This is a genomic window from Microbacterium testaceum, from assembly GCF_020781835.1.
GTDB lineage: Bacteria > Actinomycetota > Actinomycetes > Actinomycetales > Microbacteriaceae > Microbacterium > Microbacterium testaceum_H.
Genome location: NZ_JAJGNJ010000013.1, coordinates 16776 through 33083 on the forward strand (window position 1 = coordinate 16776; position 16308 = coordinate 33083).

General features: G+C 67.0%; 18 protein-coding genes. 6 read left to right on the forward strand and 12 right to left on the reverse strand.

Annotated features, from left to right (window positions below; translation table 11 throughout):
- Nucleotides 1-299: 299 nt before the first annotated feature.
- Nucleotides 300-3104, reverse strand: coding sequence for a DNA methyltransferase (locus LL239_RS15735; RefSeq protein ID WP_228164380.1), 2805 nt, complete (start codon nt 3102-3104; stop codon nt 300-302).
- Nucleotides 3105-3280: 176 nt separating this feature from the next.
- Between LL239_RS15735 and LL239_RS15740 the strand changes: the two genes are divergently transcribed.
- The 4 genes from LL239_RS15740 to LL239_RS15755 are packed head-to-tail and all read left to right on the forward strand — an operon-like array spanning nt 3281 to nt 5205.
- Nucleotides 3281-3796: a hypothetical protein gene (locus LL239_RS15740; RefSeq protein ID WP_005052752.1), complete on the forward strand. Its 516-nt coding sequence runs from the start codon at nt 3281-3283 to the stop codon at nt 3794-3796.
- A complete protein-coding gene (locus tag LL239_RS15745) occupies nt 3793-4746 on the forward strand; it encodes a DUF3560 domain-containing protein (RefSeq protein ID WP_005052750.1) in 954 nt (317 codons plus the stop codon). The genes LL239_RS15740 and LL239_RS15745 overlap by 4 nt, the downstream gene beginning before the upstream one ends.
- Nucleotides 4743-4964 carry a hypothetical protein gene (locus LL239_RS15750; protein WP_005052747.1) on the forward strand — a complete coding sequence of 74 codons (222 nt, stop codon included), beginning with the start codon at nt 4743-4745 and terminating at the stop codon, nt 4962-4964. The genes LL239_RS15745 and LL239_RS15750 overlap by 4 nt, the downstream gene beginning before the upstream one ends.
- A 7-nt stretch (nt 4965-4971) precedes the next feature.
- A complete protein-coding gene (locus LL239_RS15755; RefSeq protein ID WP_005052746.1) occupies nt 4972-5205 on the forward strand; it encodes a hypothetical protein in 234 nt (77 codons plus the stop codon).
- 69 nt (nt 5206-5274) lie between these two features.
- On the opposite strand, the gene nrdH is transcribed toward LL239_RS15755, so the two are convergent.
- From nrdH to LL239_RS15775, 4 genes are all read right to left on the reverse strand, one after another.
- A complete protein-coding gene (gene nrdH / locus LL239_RS15760) occupies nt 5275-5535 on the reverse strand; it encodes a glutaredoxin-like protein NrdH (protein ID WP_005052743.1) in 261 nt (86 codons plus the stop codon).
- 51 nt (nt 5536-5586) lie between these two features.
- Nucleotides 5587-5865 (reverse strand): hypothetical protein, encoded by a 279-nt coding sequence (locus tag LL239_RS15765; RefSeq protein ID WP_139833205.1) that lies wholly within the window; start codon nt 5863-5865, stop codon nt 5587-5589.
- 58 nt (nt 5866-5923) lie between these two features.
- Nucleotides 5924-8035 (reverse strand): FtsK/SpoIIIE domain-containing protein, encoded by a 2112-nt coding sequence (locus tag LL239_RS15770; RefSeq protein WP_005052740.1) that lies wholly within the window; start codon nt 8033-8035, stop codon nt 5924-5926.
- Between the two features lie 470 nt (nt 8036-8505).
- A protein-coding gene (locus LL239_RS15775) for an IS5 family transposase (RefSeq protein WP_241186004.1) occupies nt 8506-9349 on the reverse strand; the annotation gives its coding sequence in 2 pieces (ribosomal slippage) (nt 8506-9042 and nt 9044-9349; 843 coding nt in all).
- A 169-nt stretch (nt 9350-9518) separates the two neighbouring features.
- Here LL239_RS15775 and LL239_RS15780 point away from each other — a divergent pair.
- A complete protein-coding gene (locus LL239_RS15780) occupies nt 9519-10100 on the forward strand; it encodes an ABC transporter permease (RefSeq protein WP_005052801.1) in 582 nt (193 codons plus the stop codon).
- Nucleotides 10101-10122: 22 nt separating this feature from the next.
- Here LL239_RS15780 and LL239_RS15785 read toward each other — a convergent pair whose 3' ends face one another.
- The 6 genes from LL239_RS15785 to LL239_RS15810 all read right to left on the reverse strand — a co-directional run bounded on the left by LL239_RS15785 (nt 10123) and on the right by LL239_RS15810 (nt 14946).
- Nucleotides 10123-11283, reverse strand: a complete 1161-nt coding sequence (locus LL239_RS15785) for an amidohydrolase family protein (RefSeq protein ID WP_228164381.1) — start codon at nt 11281-11283, stop codon at nt 10123-10125.
- Between the two features lie 54 nt (nt 11284-11337).
- Complete coding sequence (locus tag LL239_RS15790) at nt 11338-12243, reverse strand: phosphodiesterase (protein WP_005052799.1); 906 nt, start codon at nt 12241-12243, stop codon at nt 11338-11340.
- A gap of 18 nt (nt 12244-12261) precedes the next feature.
- Complete coding sequence (locus tag LL239_RS15795) at nt 12262-13092, reverse strand: tyrosine-protein phosphatase (protein WP_005052798.1); 831 nt, start codon at nt 13090-13092, stop codon at nt 12262-12264.
- Complete coding sequence (locus LL239_RS15800) at nt 13089-13760, reverse strand: extracellular solute-binding protein (protein WP_267189344.1); 672 nt, start codon at nt 13758-13760, stop codon at nt 13089-13091. Before LL239_RS15800 ends, LL239_RS15795 begins: the two co-directional genes overlap by 4 nt.
- A gap of 263 nt (nt 13761-14023) precedes the next feature.
- Complete coding sequence (locus tag LL239_RS15805) at nt 14024-14614, reverse strand: SIS domain-containing protein (protein WP_005052796.1); 591 nt, start codon at nt 14612-14614, stop codon at nt 14024-14026.
- Nucleotides 14530-14946 carry a MurR/RpiR family transcriptional regulator gene (locus tag LL239_RS15810; protein ID WP_165801295.1) on the reverse strand — a complete coding sequence of 139 codons (417 nt, stop codon included), beginning with the start codon at nt 14944-14946 and terminating at the stop codon, nt 14530-14532. Before LL239_RS15810 ends, LL239_RS15805 begins: the two co-directional genes overlap by 85 nt.
- 117 nt (nt 14947-15063) lie before the next feature.
- On the opposite strand from LL239_RS15810, the gene LL239_RS15815 reads away from it, so the two are divergent.
- The gene (locus tag LL239_RS15815) at nt 15064-15414 is read left to right on the forward strand and encodes a hypothetical protein (protein ID WP_005052795.1); all 351 of its coding nucleotides are present in this window, start codon (nt 15064-15066) and stop codon (nt 15412-15414) included.
- A gap of 208 nt (nt 15415-15622) precedes the next feature.
- Here the strand turns inward: LL239_RS15815 and LL239_RS15820 are convergent, their stop codons facing one another.
- On the reverse strand, nt 15623-16216 hold the full coding sequence (locus tag LL239_RS15820; RefSeq protein WP_005052738.1) for a hypothetical protein: 594 nt from the start codon (nt 16214-16216) through the stop codon (nt 15623-15625).
- Nucleotides 16217-16308: the final 92 nt, after the last annotated feature.

Consider the following 16308-nt stretch of genomic DNA (forward strand, 5'->3'; position numbering starts at 1 on the left):
CGTCCTTTGCAACCGTCACGAACGTCCTGCCCCGCAACAACTAGTGATCTCATAGCGAGCCACCGCGGCCGCGGCGCCGTGGAACAGAGCAGCGTTGGGATACACACGGCCGCACACTGGGCAGACCGCGAACTCGTCGGGGTCGGCCGAACCAGCAGCATCGAAGGCAAGACGCCCAAGACGATCGGCGCTCCGCCAGTCCTGAGTCCACGAATCATTGCCACAGGCGCAGACCTGATTCTCCCCTTCCTCATCGACCGTCGCGGTCCCATCGACGCGGACGGTCGGGTACGGCCAGCTCACGATGCCGCACTCGCTGCTGTCGCCTTGCGGGGACGTTTCTTCGGCATCGCGAGCTCGTCGACCGTGGTGAGCTTCGCATAGCTGGCGAACAGCGCTCGCAGTCGGTCAGCCTCCGTCGCTATCCCCCGCAGGCCCAGGGCCTTGTCGACAGCAGTGTCGAGCTCACGATGCGCCCGGAGCAGTTCGGGCGACATCGCGAGGGGGTTGTAGTGGTCTGCGAGCGAGCGTTCTGGGCGTAGCGCTCTCGCATCCAGAACGGCTTGCCCCCCGGCGATGATGGCGGCACGCTGCGTGTCGGTGAGGGCGGGCAAGGGGAAAGTGTTCCACGTCAGGGTGCTCGAGAAGCGCAGACGAGACTCAAGGCGACCGCCGATAGTGCGCTGCCAGGTGATGAATGCCGACGACGAGATCACTGCGAAGGCGAGGCCGTCTGGGTCGTCTGCCTTGAAGTTCGCGTCACCGCAGATCACATCAGGGGTGAACAGGGCGGTCGGGAAGAACTTGCGTGTCTCGCTCACATGCCGCGGCACACAGACATAGGGCGTGTCGGGTTGCGACCTTTGACCGAACAGGTGCGGCGTGTCCGCCATCTGTCGCGTGGACTCGGCCTTCGACGCTGCGCGGAACTGACGCACGGCATCCAGCCGCCCGCGGAGTATCGGGGATCGGGCGATGTCGCTGGGGTCAAGATCCACGAGCCACAGGCACCACCGGGGTTCGTTGTGGATGAGCTGTCGGGCGCCGACAAACGGCCGGACGTACTTCGCGGCGATCGGATCTGCCATCACTTCCGCATAGTCGGCCGGCTCGATCAGGAGATTGCCGTCGTCGCGAGCCATGTTCCCGAACACCATCGGAGGGAGAGCCGACGCCAGCGGGCTTCGCCGCTGATCGATTAGCACAATGGGACCGTCGACCAGGTATCCGTTGAGCTGATCCACGACGGGGATCTCGACGGGCTCGCCCTTGAGGTTTCCTGAGTAGTCGAACAGCCGCGCTCTCTTCCTCGACGGCCGGTCAAAACCGATCACCGAGCAATGCACTGCCGCAGCGCCGGGCGCTTCACTGGTCCACGCGAACGTCCGGTGCGCGAACTTGACGCGCCACCCTGCGGCAAACACAGGGCCGAAGAGCGCTGGCACCGGCTCTCCCTGTGCGATCGAGTTTGTCGAGACGAACGCGAACTCGCCTCGGTAGCCGGGACGGCCGAGCAGCTCGAGAGCCTTCGCGTACCAGCCGGTGACATAGTCCAGCCGACCGATGTCGTCCCTCCGCCACACGTCGCGAAGTTCCTGCGCTTGCTCGGTCGAGCGGGTGGCGTGGCCGAGGAAGGGCGGATTGCCCATGATGTACAGGTGCTCAGTCGGTTGTAGGACAGCTGCCCAGTCGACACGCAGCGCGTTGCCGACGACGATGCTCTTGATCTTGTCCAGCGGCAGCGGATCTGGTGCAGATCCAAGCGCCAGCTCCATCGCCTGGTTTGCCTGGTGTTCCACCAGGTGCAGCGCCGTCGCTGCGATCTGCGCGGGCCATTCCTCGAGCTCGATCCCGTGGAAGCTCGACAGCCGCACGGCGAGGTGCTCCTCGGTGAAGAACATTGTGCGGGCCGTCTCACCGGACAGCTCTTGGATCCGCAGCAGAACCTCAAGATCGAGGGCTCGCATCTGTCGGTAGCCGACCACCAGGAAGTTGCCACAGCCGCACGCCGGATCAAGGAATCGCATCAGCCCCATGTCCGCACGCAGCTTCTTGAGCTTGGCGGTGTCGTGGTACCCGTCCGTGAACCGCTGCCGCAGCTCATCGAGGAACATCGGGCCGATGACCTTCATGATGTTGGTCTCGGTGGTGTAGTGCTCGCCGAGCTCACGCCGAGCGGTCTTGTCTTTGACGGCCTGGAAGAGGCTGCCGAAGATGGCCGGCGAGATCGCCGACCAGTTGAACATTGCAGCCGCGATCAGCCGGTCACGCATGCCTGCGTCGAACGACGGGATCGACACCGATTCCTCGAAGACTCCACCGTTGACGTAGGGGAATCGCGAGATTAGCTCGTCGAGGTTTGACTGCCGACGAGACGGCTCACGTCCCATGACCTGGTACAGCAACGACAGCTGAGGCCCGAGGTCGGAACCATCCGTCGCGGTGCGGGTCTCGAGGAACTCGAGGAACAGATCGCGATCCCACACTCCGGCGTCATCGGCGTAGAGGGCGAACAAGGTGCGCACCAGGAACACCGACGCCTCGTGATCGTCGTACCCAGACCCCTCGAGGGCCTCGTAGAGGGACGCCATCAGCTTTGCCGCTTTGATCGACGCAGACTCCTGCGCCTTCGATCCGAAGGTGCGCTCACCGTACCCGGCGAGGAAGGCGAGCACGTCAGCGCGATCCCGCATCTGGGTCAGGGCGAACTCCTGCACACCCTCGCTCTCAGCGTGGAGATCGAGCAGACGGAACCGGCGGAAGTCGCTCGTGATTACCCACCGAGGAACCTCCGGGTCAGGAAGGTCGTCAATGTAGTCGAGCGCCTGCTGCTCAGCCGCGACGAGATCCTTGCCGGCGGACTTCATTTCGATCAGCGCGAGACCAGGGATCAGCGCGTCGATGTATCCGCGCGAGCCGGTCGACGAGCGCTTGACACGCTTCTCGTAGAACGCCGCGCGGGTCTGGGTTATCCCGTACACGCCGAGCAGATCCCGGACGAAGGACTGCGCTTGCTGTCGCTCGTCGCCGGGCTCGTCCTGCCAGTCACGGGTGAACTGCGCAGCGCGGGCTCGGATCTCATTCATCGACAACGACTTCGGCACGATCCCAACGCTATCCGGCCAGACCACTCGCACCCGGTACTACCCGACCTCCGTCCGCAGCGTGGCGGCTGCTTGGCGCCACCACCACAGCGACGACGACGACGACGACGTCTTGACATGAGCGCCGACTGATTCTAGGGTAGTGAATGTCACATTCACCACCTGAGGGGGTCATCATGCGCGCGTTTCCCGTGAACCGCGACACCATCGACCTGTTGGTCACCGCCGCCTACATTTCCACACCCGCCTACCGCAGCAGCACTCCGCGCGAGCTCGCCGAGAACGCCGACCGGATGGGTCAGAGCCTCTGGGATGAGAACTACGCGAGCGTCAGCTACGCGATCAAGCAGCACATCGCCGCACCGCGCTACGAATGGCAGCCGGTCGCCGAGATCGTCCCCCATGCCGATGACGAGCAGGCGTTGCAGATCGAGCGCAGCCGTCTACTGCTCGCCGAAGTCTCCTGCCATCACCCCGGATGGGATCAGTCCCCTGCGCGTGACCTCGTCGAACGCCTCGGCGACGCGATCGCGCGACGGTTCGCTCACCGCCCGCTCGTCGACTCCCCGGACCACCTGGGCGTGAAGGAGTATGAGGGCCTGCATCGCGCCGCCGAGGTCTGGGAACGGGAGATCGGATTCCGCCACCCTCTCACGCACGACGCGGCCGCGCGGGAAGGGAGCCGGCCATGATGCTCACGATCATCCACGCGGCCGCGGAAGGCACCCTCATCGAAGGGACCAGCCGGGGCGACGGCACGGCCGATACTCTCAAGGCCAACGGCTGGCGGTGGAGCCGGGCGCTCGGATCTTGGTACATCCCCCACTCCCGCGACCGCGAACCGAAGATCGCGATCATCAACCGCACCGCCGAGCAGCTCACCGCTGCCGGGTTCGTCGTCGAGATCTCGATCGACTATGAACGCCGGGCCGCGGCCGTCGTCGAGGCTGACCTGGTCGACCGCAGGAACGATCGCGCTGCCGCCCTGGCGGTGCGCGCAGATCGACGACACCAGGACGCCACCGAAGAGGCAGAGCGCGCGGCCCGCGCGCTGCGACGCCTCCCCGAAGGTGGCGAGCCCATCAAGGTCGGACACCACTCGGAGGCCGGCCACCGCCGAGCGATCGGCAAGGCGGACGCGGCGATCCGCCGCTCCATCGACGCCGACGCGGCGGCACGGCGCGCCCAGGTGCGTGCCGACGTCGCGGCCGCGGCGACCGATGCACGGTATGCGCCGATCACCGTGGCGAACCGGATCGAGAAGCTCCGCGCAGATCGCGCCGGCATCCGTCGACGTCTCGACGGGTCAAGCCGCACCCTTCCTGGCGGGTATGTCGAGGTCACGGCTGCAGCCACCGGCGCCTACGCCGAACGGCTCGAGAGGGAGCTGGCCGCGACCGACGATCAGCTCACCTACTGGCAGGAGGTCCGCGCCGAGCAGGTCGCGACCGGCGCGGCCACCGACCACAGCAAGGACACCATCAGCGTCGGCGACCAGATCAAGTACTTCGGCGCCTGGTGCACCGTAACCCGCACCAACCCGAAGAGCGCCACCATCGTCGACGCCTACGGCCACCGCGGCACAGTCCCTTACACGCACATCCGCGAGCACCGTGCCGGCCAGAGCGGAGCGATCTCATGACCATCGCCGCCCGCCCCCGCACGATCCCGGAGCCCACGACTCGTTGGCTCCGCCGTCTCGTAATCGCGCTGCTGTACATCGCAGCCGCGGTCCTCTCTGGGTGGCTCGGGATCCTCGCCGCGCCGATCCTCGATCGCATCATCGTCACCGCCGCGGCGGTGATCCTCGTCCCCATCACCATCGCGCTCGTGATCGACTTCTTCAGCAACCCAGATTGAGCGTCCGATGCCCGCCTACAAGGTCCAATGGCAGCAGCGCGTCGACGTCACCGCCACCGTCACTGTGGAGCTCGACGAGCTCGCCGACTGGGCATGCGAGCATCTCGGGCTGCGCACCCTCGAGGCCGGTGCGCCGGCAGGCGCGGCGCCGGCAGGGGTTCGGATGATGCTCGAGCGGAACGGGCCTCTGCGGGAGCAGCTGCTGCAGCGGTGGGCAGCGGCGCACATGCCGCACAGATGATGTCCCGCTCCGATGAGCAGAGCAGAGGCCCCACCGGCGAAGAGCTGCCGGTGGGGCCTCTGTCGTCAATCACGCGAGCCGTTGCGCGAGCTCGTCGATCTTGTCGGGACGGAAGCCCGACCAGTGATCCTCATCCGTGATGACGACCGGTGCCTGCAGGTAGCCGAGCGACTTGACCTGTTCGAGCGCTGCGGCGTCTTCGCTGAGGTCGACGACGTCGTACTCGATTCCCTTAGCATCGAGCGCGCGGTGTGTCGCGACGCACTGTACGCATGATTTCTTGGTGAACAGCGTGATCGTCTTGTCGCCGTTCGTCAGTGTGGTTGTCATGGGTGATCTCTCCTCCTTCCTGGGTCTCGTTTGCTGAGCATGGCGGGCAGCTCAGACACGGGCAGCCGCGCGGCGCTTGAGCCACACGATGAGCGCGATCGCACCGATCAGGATCGCGAGGATGACGAGGATCTGTCCCCAGCCGAGGCCGACGCCGTCGACGACGGGGATCGCCACGGTTTCACCCTGCTCGAGCAAGTGGTACTTCAACATCCACGCGCGCAGCGGATCGAGGAACATCCCCAGCGACACTGCGCCACTGGCCAGGACGAGCACGGCGATCAGCAGCAGCGAGATCCAGTCGTCTTCCGACACGCTCTGGTTCGACACGCGATTCATCCCTTCTCTCGGGGCCGGTAGGCCCGCAGCATCATGACGGCCACGACGATCAGGCTGCTTCGGGTCGGCGGTAGCTGATCACCGAGTTGTCGAAGAGCGTCAGCAGCCCGTCCTCACCGCTGTCGAGGTCGCGGTATTCGATCGCGAGGTACTCGTCGTCGACGACGTCGGGCTCCACTCCTTCGACCACTCCCCACAGCCCCAGAGTCGCGTCGACGAGCAGGAGATCTCCGACCTCGAGCTCCACCGCGGGGCCCTCGAGGGATTCGCCGTATCCGTCGCCGTCAGCGGCCGCGTCGACGTCCGGTGCATCGTCGTCGACTTCGGGCACGAACCGGACCCGTTCACGAGAGTCCAGTGGGGTGACATTGGAGGGTCGAAGCGCGTCGTGCTTGGTCGTCGACGGTACCGATGCATCCCAAGCGACAATCTCGGCCGAGGACCACTGGAAGTAGTCGGGCTCGAGCTCCTCCCCCTCGCCGTCGTCGGTGAGCTCCGCTTCCGGGTCGCGCACCATCATCCGCTCGTAGTCGGCAGCGTCGGGACGCAGCGCCGCCAGGTGATCCCAGTCCGCCTTGTCGGTGGAGTCGAGCTTGGCGGGGTCGGGGGTGTAGAACGCCTGAATCTCGACGGGCTGAGATTCGGCGTTCAGAGTGACACCGCGGCCACGCTTGTTGCGAGGGATCGCGACACCGACCGCGAAGCTGTCCCACATCATGTTGGCGCCCTGCGGGGAGAGACGACCGAAGCTGACGCGGGCGCCGAAGTTGTCTCGCATCTCACCGCCGAGGAACTCGACGTCGGGGCGCTGCAGACCGAGCAGGATGTGGATCTTCGCCGACCGTGCCAGTCGCGCGAGATCGGAGAGCAGATCGAGAACGGGGGCCTGCGCCGGCGCACCCTTCGGCTTCACCGTCTTGTACCAGCGCTGCACGCGCGCCTTGAACGTCGCGTACTCGTCGATGATCAACGCGAGGGGGTCGAAGTCCTCGAGCCGGGCCGTGCCGTTCTCGAGCTGCGAGTACCGCTCCTCCATGAGCTCGTGCGCAGCGTGCAGCATCCGCACCTGGTGCTCCACCCGCGCGCCGACGAGCTCGACGTTGGGCCAGTCCCGGAATCCGGCGAACTCGATCCGCTTCCCATCGAGTACCCACACCCGCCAGTGAGCGTGCGCGAGATGGGTGAGCACCGTGTGCTGGAAGCTGGTCTTTCCCGATCCGGTTCCACCGATGACGAGGCAATGCGGGGAGACCGCCGGATGCCACGACTGGATCTGACCGTCTTCGTCAGGACCGATCGGGATCTTGAACGCCTTGTAGGCGGCGTGGGTGAGTGCGGCCGCGGGCTCCACTTCGTGCAGGACCATGTCGGGCATCGTCGGTCGGACCTCGAACGTGATCTTGTCGCCCTCGAGATCCCAGTGCGCACGCCACCGGCCAGGGAGCATCGAGGAGACCACCTTCTCGACCTGGGAGCGCCGCGCCGCGATCGCCATCTTCGGTCCCACGTTGTGCTTGACGTCGATCTTCGAGACCGAGCCGTCATCGGCACTCTTCACCGAGACGCTCGCGGTCGGGTCGATGACCAGCTTGACGACCTCGATCGCGCGCTGCTGCTCACGGGAGACCGGATCACTCACGGGTGCGAGCTCGACGACGAGCACGCACCGCCTCGAGTTGTGCTTGCGTACCCGGTACTCGGCACCAAGCCTGCGTGCAAGGCCTGCGAGGATCTGGTCGACGAAGCGGGGGTCGGTGTCATCGACGTGCGAGGCGTACCGGATCTTGATGCGCTCCGGGAGGCCCACCCATCCACGAGTCCACTTCACCGGCACGACGAGAGCACGGGTTGGCTGTGCCGCACCGAGCATCGGAAGGACCGCCTCGATCGCCGGGTCCATCCGCCCTTCCCGTTGGAAGGTCCGCACGCCGGATGCGACCGCGCCGGCGGCGAGCAACACGGCCACGACCCACACCAGCGGGATCAGATCGGTGAACGGGCGCACCGCGTTCAACCCGGTGGCGGCGGTCGCCAGTGCGATGCACAGCAGCGCCGGGATGATCCCGGTCAGCTGACGCCGAGGAAGAACACCCAGAGCCACCGTCGCCGGTGCAGGTGGGCGCGCCGGCGGACGAGATGCCACACGAGTTGTCGTTGCCATTCGAGCCTCCTGAGTGGGCCGAGTACTTCACGACCCTCTTGCGAGGTATAGGCCGGAGATCTGCTCCTTCGCGGACATCGCGGATTCTCCCCGCGTCTGACGCACTCGTGATGTCCCCTGTGCAAGAGTGTGCTCGAGGAGATCGCCACGGCGGCTGGAAAGGGTTATTGCGCCACATCGCGGCGCAGACCAGCGCAATACCTCCGCCACACCCGCGCTTGACACGGGTGATAGGATCAAGCCCGATCGGCGTTCTGCCGCAGGCACGGTTGTCGAATCGAGCTTGAACCCCTCCCCCTGGGAAATATTTCCAGCAGGCACACCCGCGCAGTTATGGCGCAATACTGCGCCGCACATCGGCGGCATACTGTCGTGTCTCACTCCAGTTGTCCGATTCTCACGGACCTGTCGAGTCGTCTCACTCCATTTGTCGGATTCTCACTCCAGTTGTCCGACGCTCGGCGCGACGCCTAGGGCGTGTCTCTTAAAGCCTTGAGCCAGATGGTGATGGCGCGTAGGACGACGCCGCCGCGATAGGTCAGGGCGAGTTTGTCGTAGCGGGTGGCCAAGGCGCGCCATTGCTTGAAGATGTTGAATCCGCGCTCGACGACGTTGCGGCGCTTGTAGGCCTCGGTGTCGTAGGTGACCGGGCGACCACCCTTGGCGCCGCGGCGCTTGCGGTTGGCGATCTGATCATCGCGTTCGGGGATGACGGCCTGGATGCCGCGCCGGCGCAACAGCTTGCGGTTGGCCCGGGAAGAGTAAGCCTTGTCACCCAGCGCCCGGTCGGGCCTGGTGCGTGGCCGGCCCCCACCCAGGCGCGGTACCCGCAGGGCGTTCATCACGTGCTCGAACATCGGGGAGTCCCCGCCCTGCCCGGGCCCGAGCAGCATCACCAGCGGCCGCATGTTCCCGTCGCACAGGTGGTGGATCTTCGTCGACAGGCCGCCGCGGGAGCGGCCGATGGCGTGATCAGGCGGCTCGATGCGCAGATTCGTGTAATTCGTCAGGTCCCCCTGTGTCCCGGGGCAGGTTGGTGGCGTGCTGATGGGCGCGGTTGATCGTGGAGTCCACCGAGACTTCCCAGTCGATCAGCCCGGCGGCGTCGGCATGGGCCAGCAGGACGCTGTGGATCTTGTCCCACGTCCCATCACCGCTGAAGCGGCGGTGCCGCTTCCACACCGTCTGCCACGGCCCGAAGCACCCGGGTAAGTCCCGCCACGCGATCCCGGTCCGGTAGCGATAGATGATGCCCTCCACCACGGTGCGATGATCGGCGAACGGCCGACCACGACGCCCCTGCGAGGACGGCATCAACGGAGCAATCAGCTCCCACTGCGCATCAGTCAGCAACTCCGTTCGAGACACACACCGAGCGTTCCAGCGACCAGCCCAAACCTTTGGGAGACACGCCCTAGTCGCTTTCCAGGAGAACTGGCTCTTCGCGCGGATGGCGAGCGACGTCTTGCCGAGTCTTTCCAGGATGATGATCGGGTTCATCGGCGCTGTGGTCATCGGCGTGGTCGTGGGGTTCGTTCTCGGTCAGGCGCACCGCCTCCAGGCGATGTTCGCACCCGTGCTCGAGTTCCTGCGCGCGATCCCTGCGGTCGCGTTGATTCCCCTCGTCATCATCGTGCTGGGCCTCGACGACACCGCGAAGGTGATTCTGATCACCTTCATCTGCCTCTGGCCCGTGCTCCTCAATACCGAAGCTGCAATCAGAGGAATGGACCCCGGACTGCGCGAGACCGCCCGGGTGTACGGCATCCACTGGTTCCGCTACGAGTTGCAGGTCGCACTTCCCGCGGCAGCTCCGCAGATCTTTGCCGGAATGCGCACGAGTCTTTCGCTCGCGCTCATCATGGTCGTCGTGAGCGAGATGATGGCGGGAGGCAACGGGATCGGCGTCTTCGTTCTTCAGTCGCAGAGGTCGTTCGCGATCACGGACATGTGGTCGGGCATCGTGCTCATCGGGATCTTCGGGTACGTGTTCAACCTGCTGCTCATCGTCGTCGAGAACCGGGTGCTCGCGTGGCACCACGGCGCGAACACCGCCGTGGAGTGACACCGCGGTCGAGAGGACGCCCTCACACCTCGATGCCGCCGCACCACACACGCAGAACGCGACGCGCGGCAGCGATGTCGGTGAGCGGATCGCCGTCCACCAGCACGAGGTCGGCTCGCAATCCGGGGGTGATCGCCCCCCGATCGTCGAGTGAGAACGCGTGCGCGGCCGTCGAGGTGGCAGCGCGCAGCGCTTCGGCTGTTGACAGGCCGGCGTCCACGAGCAGAGCGAGTTCGTCGTGCATGCTCTCGCCGTATGGCGGCATTGCCCGTTCGAGGAGCCCGATGTAGGCGTCTTCGTCGTGCATGCTCTCGCCGTATGGCGGCGATGCCCGTGTGAAGGTGTAGGCGTCGGTGCCGGCCAGGACCGGAACGCCCGCGGCATGCATCGCGCGCGTGCTCTCGTGGGCGTGTGCATAGCTCACACCGGGAACGCCCGCTGCGGTGAGATTCGCGGCGACGCCTTTCATCATCGTCAAGGTCGGGATGAACACCGTGCCCTGGGCGAGCATCGTCTCAGCCGTCGCATCGTCGAGCGCGCGGTCGAGTGGAGCATGGGTGATCATGTCGGCCCCCGCAGCGAGGCTCATACGCACAGCTTCGTACAGGGCTGCGTGCGCGATGACCTTGAGCCCCCGCGCGTGCGCAGCAGCCACGAGTGCATCGAGCACGTCCTGGGTGGGACCGGGCAGATCGGCGATGATCTTGATGTAATCCACCCCGTCTGCCACCTGCACCTCTACGAACCGCTCCGCCTTGTCGGGGGAATCGACCAGCGCGACGTCCGGATAGGTCGGAATGCGGCTGTGCGTGCTGCCCTGAGATGTCGCCGCCATGCCGGCGGTGCGGAAGTCAGCGACTCCCCTCAGTCCCCGCAACGACTGGAACTGTGATGCGGGCCATGTCGCCATGTCCAGGCCGGTGGTGACACCGTACGTGGCGAGCGTCTCGAGGGACTCGCGCCCCTTCAGGTGCATGTGACAGTCGATCAGGCCAGGAAGGAGCACCGCACCTTCCGCGTTGACGACAGCGGCACCGACGACGACCGCATCCGCTGATACGTCACCGATGCGCCCGTCGGGCTGGACGACGACCGTCGTGGGGGCGCTCAGACTGTGTCCGTCGAAGACCCTGGTGTTCGTGATCGCGGTCGCAGAGACTGCGCCGAGCGTGGAATCCGTCATGAACTGCTCCGTTCGAGGAGATGTAGATACGAGACATTATTGTTCACGGGCTGACTACTCTCCCGCCGACGCGTTGACGGCGGCGAGCTGCTCGTCGGGGGTCATGTTCATGAACGCCTCGAGCATCTCGGGAGTCATCTCGTAGACGGTCGGGAACTGCCCGATCGGCACGACGGAGTGCAGCACCCGGTCGCCGTAGACGTGCACGAGGTTGTAGGACTGGCCGCCGTCCTGGCCGCGGGCACCGGGGTAGGCGACGGCGAGGTCCTGCGTGTAGCAGGTCGCCGACGCGACCGACACGGGCACGCCCGCGAACGTGCTGGTGGTCGAGTAGTGCAGGTGACCGCCCAGGATGCCGCGCACGTCGGTGCCCCGGATGACCTCGGCGAGGCGCTCCTGGTCGCGCAGCTCGACCAGGGCGATGAGCCCGATCGGGCTCGGCACGGGCGGGTGGTGCAGCGCGATGAGGGTGCCGTCGGGCGCGGGGACTTCGAGCTCGCGGCGCAGCCACGCCAACTGCTCGTCGCTGATCTCGCCGTGGTGCTGCCCGGGCACCGTCGAGTCGAGCGCGATGATGCGCAGACCGTTGACGTCGTAGACGCGGTCGACGGGCTCGGACTGGTCGGCCTCCTCGTCGAGCAGGCCGCGGCGGAACGCGACGCGCTCGTCGTGATTGCCCATCACCCAGATCACCTGGGCACCGAGCTTCTCGGCGGCGGGCTCGACGATGGCCCGCAGGCGCTCGTAGGCGTCGGGGCGGCCGGTGTCGGCGAGGTCGCCGGTGAACACGATCGCTTCGGGGCGGGCGTTGGCCTTGGTGAAGCCGTCGAACAGCTCTGCGAGGTTCTTGTCACTGTCGATGCGCTCGTGCAGCAGGTCGCCGTCGCCCACGAAGTGGGTGTCAGAGACATGCAGGATGAAGTGCTCGGGAGCGGGATGCTGGCTCGCGATGTGCGACATGGTGTGTGTTCCTTCCGATCAGACCGCGGTGGCGGCGGGGTCGATGATCACGGCGGTGAGACGCTCGAGCTCGGTGGGGGTGAGTCCGTGGGCGAGGAGGTAGGCGCTGATCGACCCGTGCTCGCGGTCGATGCGCTCGAGCAGCGCCTCGAGCACCTCGGCGGGGCTCTCGGTGATGAGTTCGACCATTCCCGCGGTCAGTTCGATGCCGCGCTGTTCGAAGACGGCGGTCATCGCGTCTGACCACTCGCCGCGCAGGTTCTCGGCGGTGGCGGCGTAGTCGGCCACGACGTCGTCGCGGTCGACCCCGGCGGCGGCGAGCGCGAAGGCCACGACGAGACCGGTGCGGTCTTTGCCGGCGGTGCAGTGCACGAGCACCGCGTCGTCGTCGTCAGCCGCGATGATCACCCGGATCGCGTCGACCAGCTGCGCCCCGCGCTCGTCGACGATGTGGTCGTAGACGGGCACGAGTCCGACGTGCGTGGTGGCCTGCGCGGCCGGGTCGGCGTCGTCGAACACGGGCAGGTGGTGCACGGTGACCTCGAGCCCGTCGACCGCGCTCGGCGCTGTGGCGCGCTCGTCGCCGCCGCGCAGGTCGATGATGTGGGCGACGCCGATCTCGGCCAGCCGGTCGCGACCGGTCGCGTCGATGCGGTGCAGAGCATCTGACCGCAGCAGCTTGCCCCACCGGCTGGTGCCGCCGGCTGCACGGTAGCCGCCGGTGTCGCGCAGGTTGTAGAGGCCGGCCACGGCGTGGCGACGCTCACGAGGCGCCGCGGTCGCGGCATCCGGCGACGAAGCGGCCGCGGCATCCGTCGCCGAAGGCGTCAGGTCGAGGTCGATGGTCATTCGATCAGCCCCTGCGCGCGCTCGGCGGCCTCGGTCATAGTGGCGGCCGGGTCGGCGCCGTAGAAGACCGCGTCTTCGATGGCGGTGGCGAGCACCTGGTCGACCTGGGCGTAGCTGTCGCCGGGGTACGACACCCACGGCTCGAGCGCGTCGAGCTGCTCGAGGTTGGGCTTCACGAGCGGGTTGGCTTCGACCCAGTCATAGAGCGGTCCGCCCTCGTCGGCCATGCTGCTGCGCAGCGGTAGGTACCCGATCTGGGTCGAGATGATCTCGTAGGCGCGGGGGCTGGTCATGAACTGCATGAGCTCCCACGCGGCGGCCTGCTTGGCGGGGTCGGTGGCGAACATCGCGAGGAACGAGCCCGAGTTGGTGGGCACGACCGCCTGGTCTCCGAACGCGGGCAGGGTGTGAGCGTCGAGGGTCCAGCCACCGGCCTCGGCGCCCATCATGAACGCGCCCTGCAGGGCCGAGCTGTTGACGTGGATCGCGGTCTTCCCCTGCGCGAACGCCTCGTACTGGCTGGTGAAGTCCTCGTTGGTGAGCACGCCGTCCTCGTACATCTCGGTGAAGGTCGCGACCGTATCGATCGCGGCGTCCGAGCCGAACTCGATCGTCGTGCGGTCATCGCTCAGCACCTGGGCGCCGTTCGAGAGGAAGAGGCCCTGCATGCACCAGCTGCCGCCGGTGATCACGCACGACGCGCTCATCGAGGGGGCACCGGTGGACTCGGTGATCGGGGTGCGGCGTCTTCGATGATCAGGTCGATATCACTGACGGCGGCGGTGCTCTTGAAGGAGCGACCGACACCAGAGAGCTGGATCGTTCCCATGAGTCGCCTTCTGCAAGCGACCTGACGAACCGGGGCCTTCCCGCGAAATCCGCTTGCAGAGCTATTGCAATCGAGGAAAGTGAATTTCCTGCAAACGGAGTGTCAACGCCCATCGCCGTGGTCGATAACGTCTGGCACGTCGGATGCCTCGGCGTCGGAGCCGTCGTCGGCGACGATGTCGAGCACCTCTTCGCGCACCGCGAGGCGCGCGCGGTCGGCGGCGTCGCTCATGCGGTCGGCGACGGCGATCTGCAGGGCGTTGAGCACGAGCAGCTGTACGAGCCCGCTGCCGAGAATGCCTTGATCCCACGCCTGGAAGCGCGCACCGGCGACGAGCAGGTGGTCGGCGCGGGTGGTGAGCGGGGTACGGGCGAAGCTCGTGACCCCGATCACGGTGGCGCCGGCGTCGACGGCGGCGTCCGCAACCGCGAGGGTCACCGAGTTGGCGCCACTCGAGCTGACGATGAGGCACACATCACCGGGGGCGAGCACGCGGGCGGTGAGGTGGGCGACCACGCCGTCAGCGGGCGCTTCGCAGGGCCGGCCGTTGACGGCGAACGCGACGGCCGACGCCTGGGCGGCGGCGTGCGAGGCGCCGGTGCCCGAGATCAGCAGGCGCGGCGCGCGGGCGATGGCGTCGGCAGCGGCGTCGAACGCGACCGGGTCGATCGAGGCGAGCGCGGTCTGCAGCATCCCACCCGCCCCTCGGCCAGCCACCGCAGAAAGCCCTCGGTGCCGGCGGGTGCGTCGGGCGCGGCGGTGGCGTCGGCGGCGAGGTCACGCACGAGCAGCATGCGCAGGTGCTGAAAGCTGCGCAGCCCCAGCGCCTGGGCGGTGCGGCTGACGGTGGCCGGCGACGTGTTGGCGGCTTCGGCGAGGTCGGCGCCCGACATGTCGACCACGTCGTGGGGTCGCTCGGCGCAGATGCGGGCGACGCGCTGCGCGCTCGGTACGAGCGACGGCAGGATCGAGAGGATGTGGTCGATGGTTCCGCCGAGCGGCGGCTCGTTGAGGGGCGAGTTCATGTAGCCGGTGATCACCTTTCGGGTTCGCCGCACATCGTATGGGCGCAATGCGACCACGACCCCAACCATAGGTGAACGCAGCGTTCATCGCCTCCGCTATCCGCGAAAGGCAATTTCATGACCTCCCTGCGTCCGCTCGAGCTCCCGAACAGTGCCATGCCCGCAAGGAAGTCGGCCAAGGGTGACTCGACCGAAGACGCCCACCTCGAGCGCCGCGATGGCGCCTACGATGACCGTCCGTGCGAGCCAGAGCCACGTGATCTGTCGATCCCGGCGGTCAAGCGCTCGAACGTTCCGCACGTCGATGTTCCGCTGGCGGGGGCGCCGGGGCAGCAGACACCGGTAACCAACGACGCGAAGAAGCCTGCCACGACGATGACGCCCGCAGCGCGGAACCAGAGGGCGGGGGCGACGCGCGAAACTGATCCTGCTCATGGCCCGATCAGACCGATGGCCACTCAGACGTGAAAGGGGAGACATCGCGTAGGGCTGCGAGGGGGAGAGCAGCAGGCGTCGGATCCGCGACAACTCGTGCGAGACAGACCGCTCTGCCGGGGATGCTCCGCGAGCGAGAGAACCCCCGGTCAGCCCATCCGCGATGTGACAAGTCGAGTGAGATCCGACACATACTGCACCGCACACCCGGTGCAACACGTCGCCGTGGCGCGGAGTCGGGTCAGTCGTTGGAGTCGGTCGGCGGGGTCTGCGCCTGTCGCCGGCGCTCCCACTCGCCTCGCAGCCATTCGCCCTGTCGTTGTGCTGCAGCGCGGCTGATCCCTCGCGCCTTGGCCGGCGCCGGCGGGAACGGGGCACCCTCGTTGTAGAGCTGCTCAAGGCGGTCGGCTTCCCGCATGAAGGCGACCTCGACGAGACCGGCCAGCGCGGGCGCACCCTCCGGCTCATCCCTCGTCGACCACCACGCAGCCTTGAGGCGCGCGTGCAGCGCGACCGGCAGGTAGTAGGTCTGATGGCGGTATCCCGCGGCTCCTCTTGGGTTCACACCCTGGGCACGGTCGGGGGCAGGAGGGAAAGGGGAGCCGGCGTTGTAGAGCTGCTCGAGGCGGTTGGTCTCGCGGCCGATGGCGACCTCGACGAGACCGGCCAGCGCGGGCGCACCCTCCGGCTCATCCCTCGTCGACCACCACGCAGCCTTGAGCCGTGCATGCAGCGCGACCGGCAGGAAGTATGCGATCGAGCGGTAGCCGGTGGCCGACACTGACCCGGCGGGTCGGTCGGTGTCACCAGCGGCGTTGACATCTGTTGAGGGCACGAGTCACCGTCTGGGTGGGAGAGGCTTCGGCCCCGTTTCGGGCCGGGGCTGCCCCCAGCCTACAGGCCGGTTTCCAGGCCGTCAGGAGGGTT